Annotated in this window: 1 protein-coding gene and 1 pseudogene; both read right to left on the bottom strand. The window is 77.7% G+C overall.

Translation table 11 applies throughout. From position 1 onward, the window contains the following. A partial coding sequence (locus G3I42_RS08220; RefSeq protein ID WP_164283813.1) for a response regulator transcription factor occupies nt 1-443 on the bottom strand: 443 nt, incomplete at its 3' end. Continuing rightward, nucleotides 440-914, bottom strand: a pseudogene (locus G3I42_RS08215) (sensor histidine kinase); the annotation flags it as partial. The pseudogene G3I42_RS08215 and the gene G3I42_RS08220, both read right to left, overlap by 4 nt.

Genomic DNA, 914 nt, shown 5'->3' with positions numbered 1-914 from the left:
GGACCGGGCCCGCCGGGCCGCCCGCCGTGGTGCCCCGCGAGACGCCGCACGGCGGCGGGGAAGAGCAGCGAGTCACCGGCCGCGACGACCCGTACCGCGTGCACGATCTCCTCCGGGCGGGCCCGCTTGAGCAGGAAGCCGTCCGCGCCCGCCCGGAGCGCGTCGTACACGTACGCGTCGTTCTCGAAGGTCGTCACGACGAGGATCTTCGGCGGCGGGCCCGCCATCGCGAGCACCGCGCGCGTCGCCTCGATCCCGTCCATGAGCGGCATCCGCACGTCCATCGCCACGACGTCGGGCCGCAGCGCGCGCACGAGCGGGACGACGGCCGCGCCGTCCCCCGCCTCCCCGCACACCTCCAGGTCCGGCTGCGCCCCGATCACGGCCCGCAGCCCGGCGCGCACCAGCGGTTCGTCGTCGACGAGAAGCACCCGCAGCGTCATCCTCGCGCCTCCCCGGGGGCTTCCAGCGGCAGCCGGACGTGGAGCCGCCAGCGGCCGTCCCGCGCACCCGCCGTCGCCGTGCCGCCGAGGACGGCCGCGCGTTCGCGCAGGCCGCGCAGACCGCTGCCACCGCCGGGGAACGGGGAGGCGTCCCGCGGCAGGGGATTGGTGAAGTCCAGGCTCAGGGCCCGCGCGTCCACGGTGAACACGACCTCGATGGGGACCGGGCCCGCGTGCCGCAGGACGTTCGTGAGGGCCTCCTGCGTCATGCGGTACGCCTCGCGCGAGACCGGTCCCGGCAACGCGTCGAGCGCGCCGACGACCCGTACCGCCACCTCCGCGCCCGCCCCCCGCGCCGAGGCGAACAACCGCTCCGCCCGGTCGAGTCCGGGCCGCCCGCGCGCCGCGCTCCCCGGCTCGCGCAGCACCCCGAGCACCCGGTCCAGGTCTTCGAGCGCCGCCCGCCCCGTC

Origin of the sequence: Streptomyces sp. SID11385, from assembly GCF_010548245.1 — a bacterium.
In the GTDB taxonomy this organism is placed as follows: Bacteria; Actinomycetota; Actinomycetes; order Streptomycetales; family Streptomycetaceae; genus Streptomyces.
This window is presented reverse-complemented; position numbering and strand designations above follow the sequence as displayed.